We start from the raw sequence: 3,116 nt of genomic DNA on the forward strand, positions 1-3,116 counted from the left end.
GAATCACCGGCGCGATCCGGGCTTTCGGGTTGATCTGGTCTATTGGGCGCACGCGTGCGCCGGCCGAGCCGGCCTAGGCCGGCTCGGCTTCCAGCCGCTTGTCGAGGTAGGCGCTCACGTGGCCTTCGACGTCGGCCATGTTGTTCTCCCAGAAGTGGGAGGCGCCCTCGATCAGGTCGTAGTCGATGACGATGCCTTTTTGGGTGCGCAGCTTGGCCACGACGCGCTCGACTTCGGGCGGCGGCACGATGGTGTCGGCGGCGCCGTGCAGGAACAGGCCCGAGGCCGGGCAGGGGGCCAGGAAGGAGAAGTCGTACATGTTGGCCGGGGCGCTGACCGAGATGAAGCCGTCCGTCTCGGGCCGGCGCATCAGAAGCTGCATGCCGATGTAGGCGCCGAACTGATAGCCGGCGACCCAGGTCTGGCTGGCCTGCGGATTGTGCGCCTGCAGCCAGTCGAGCGCGGTGGCGGCGTCCGCCAGCTCACCGATGCCGGAGTCGAACTCGCCCTGCGAACGGCCCACGCCGCGGAAGTTGAACCGCAGGGTGGCGAAGCCGCGCTTCATGAACAGGTGGTAGAGCTGGACCGCCACAGGATTGTTCATGTGGCCGCCCGCCTTGGGGTGCGGATGCAGGATCAGCGCGATCGGAGCCGTCTCGGACTTGCCCGGCGAATAGCGGCCTTCGATACGTCCGGCGGCCCCGGGCAGGATCACTTCAGGCATAGACAACCCCAATGAAAATCAGGCGCGGAGCCGCCTGCAATAGTTGACTGCCCCGCTCGGATTTCTTAGATGACGCGCGGTCTCGCCCGCGCGGCGGCGGTATGTAGCACAGGCCCCGCTGAGCGCGCGTATTTTCTGAATGAGGGAGCCCATGCGGCTGTCCACCAAGGGGCGCTATGCGGTCATGGCCATGGCCGATCTCGCCCGAAACAGCTCGACGGCCGGCGGTGAGCGGGCGGTGTCGCTAGCGGAGATCGCCACGCGTCAGGAGATCAGCCTGTCCTATCTCGAACAGCTGTTCGCGCGTCTGCGCCGTGCGGGCCTGGTGAAGAGCGTGCGGGGCCCCGGCGGGGGCTACCGCCTGGCGCACGCGGCCACGGACACCTGGGTGGCCGACATCGTGCTGGCCGTGGACGAGCCCATCCGCGCCACCCGCTGCTCGGGCCAGGGCTCGCCGCGCGGCTGCATGGTCGGCGGCGAACGCTGCATCACCCACGACCTGTGGGAAGGCCTGGGCCAGGAGATCCATCGCTATCTCGCCAGCGTCTCGCTGGCCGACGTGATCGCGCCGCGCGAGTGCCCCACCGCGCGCGTGGCCGCCGCCCTGGAAGGAGCCGCGGCGTGAGCGTCTATCTCGACTACAACGCCTCGGGCCTCGTCCGCCCGGAGGCCCTGAAGGCCGCCGCCGAAGCGCTGGCTGACAACGGCAATCCCTCGGCCGTCCACGCCGCCGGTCGCCGGGCGCGGGCGCGCATCGAGACCGCGCGCGCCGAGGTCGCCGCCCTTGTCGGGGTGGAGCCGTCGAGCGTGATCTTCTCCTCCGGCGGCACGGAATCCAACGCCCAGGCGATGAACAGCGCCCTGCGCTCCGGCTTCGAGCGGCTGATCATCGGCGCGACCGAACACCCCTGCGTCGCCGAGGCCGCGGCCATGAGCGGGCGCGAGGTCACGGTTATCCCGGTCGATCGTCATGGCGTCGTCTCCCTCGAGGCCATCGAGGCCGCGCTCAACGCCGGCGGCCCCGCCTTCGTCGCCATCCACCACGCAAACAACGAGTCCGGCGTCATCCAGCCGATCGCCGAGATCGCCGCCCTGGTGCGCGCGCACGGCGGCTGGCTGCACGTCGACGCCGTCCAGTCGGCTGGCAAGATCCCGGCGCGGATGGATGACCTCGGCTGCGACACCCTCACCCTGTCCGCGCACAAGCTGGGCGGGCCGCAGGGCATCGGCGCCCTGATCGCCGGACCGCGCGCCACGGTGCACAAGACCCTGTTCGGCGCAGGCCAGGAACGCGGCCTACGCGCCGGCACCGAGAACGTCCCGGGCATCGCGGGCTTCGGCGCGGCCGCCGCCTGCGCGCGCGCCGAGCTTGAGGCCGGCCACGACCATGCCGATTGGCGCGACGCGGCCGCGCAGGCCATGAAGGCCATGGGAGCGGTGGTCGCTGGCGACGGCGTCGCGCGCCTGCCCAACACCCTGTTCGCCGCCACGCCCGGCTGGGCCTCGATGCAGCAGCTGATGGCCCTCGACCTGGCGGGCGTCATGGTCTCGGGCGGCAGCGCCTGCTCTTCGGGCAAGGCTAAGCCGTCCACGGCGCTGGTCGCCATGGGCATGGACGATCTCGCGACCTCGGCCATCCGTGTTTCCGGTGGCTGGGGCACCACCGAAGCCGACTGGACGCGCTTCGCCACGGCCTGGACCGAGGCCCTGACCAAACAGCGCGCGCGCCATCCCGAGATGGAGCCCGCCTGATGGCCGCCGTCGCCAAGACCGTCGAGACCGTCCGGGACCTCGAAGCCTACAAGCACGGCTTCGTCACCGACGTCGAACAGGAGTTCGCGCCTGTCGGCCTCAGCACCGATACGGTCCGCTTCATCTCGGCCAAGAAGGGCGAGCCCGAATGGCTGCTCGAATGGCGGCTGGCCGCGCTCGAACGCTGGCAGGCGATGGAGGAGCCGACCTGGGCCAAGGTTGACTACGTGCCGGCCGACTATCAGGCGCTGCACTACTACGCCGCGCCCAAGACGAAGGAGGGGCCCAAGTCGCTGGACGAGGTCGATCCGGAAATCCTGGAAACCTACAAGAAGCTGGGCATCCCCTTGCGCGAACAGGAGGTCCTGGCCGGCGTCCAGGGCGCGCCGAAGTATGCGGTGGACGCCGTCTTCGACAGCGTCAGCGTCGTCACGACCTTCCGCGAGGAGCTGGCCAAGGTCGGCGTGCTCTTCATGTCGTTTTCCGAGGCCGCCCGCGAACATCCTGAACTGGTTCGCAAATACCTTTGCTCGGTCGTGCCGGTGTCGGACAACTATTTCGCGGCGCTGAACAGCGCGGTATTCTCGGACGGATCGTTCGTCTATGTCCCGCCGGGCGTCCGCTGCCCGATGGAGCTGTC

The 3,116-nt window shown here is 69.5% G+C and carries 3 protein-coding genes and 1 pseudogene; 3 read left to right on the forward strand and 1 reads right to left on the reverse strand.

Translation table 11 applies throughout. From position 1 onward, the window contains the following. Positions 1-73: 73 nt before the first annotated feature. Positions 74-724 carry an alpha/beta hydrolase gene (locus Q0M60_RS14120; protein ID WP_296820703.1) on the reverse strand — a complete coding sequence of 217 codons (651 nt, stop codon included), beginning with the start codon at positions 722-724 and terminating at the stop codon, positions 74-76. Between the two features lie 151 nt (positions 725-875). On the opposite strand from Q0M60_RS14120, the gene Q0M60_RS14125 reads away from it, so the two are divergent. From Q0M60_RS14125 to Q0M60_RS14135, 3 genes and pseudogenes are all read left to right on the forward strand, one after another. Next, positions 876-1,349 carry an Rrf2 family transcriptional regulator gene (locus Q0M60_RS14125; RefSeq protein WP_296820706.1) on the forward strand — a complete coding sequence of 158 codons (474 nt, stop codon included), beginning with the start codon at positions 876-878 and terminating at the stop codon, positions 1,347-1,349. Continuing rightward, on the forward strand, positions 1,346-2,476 hold the full coding sequence (locus Q0M60_RS14130; protein ID WP_296820708.1) for a cysteine desulfurase family protein: 1,131 nt from the start codon (positions 1,346-1,348) through the stop codon (positions 2,474-2,476). The genes Q0M60_RS14125 and Q0M60_RS14130 overlap by 4 nt, the downstream gene beginning before the upstream one ends. Beyond that, positions 2,476-3,116: pseudogene (locus Q0M60_RS14135) on the forward strand (Fe-S cluster assembly protein SufB); the annotation flags it as partial. The gene Q0M60_RS14130 and the pseudogene Q0M60_RS14135, both read left to right, overlap by 1 nt.

Source organism: Brevundimonas sp. (assembly GCF_024711105.1).
GTDB lineage: Bacteria > Pseudomonadota > Alphaproteobacteria > Caulobacterales > Caulobacteraceae > Brevundimonas.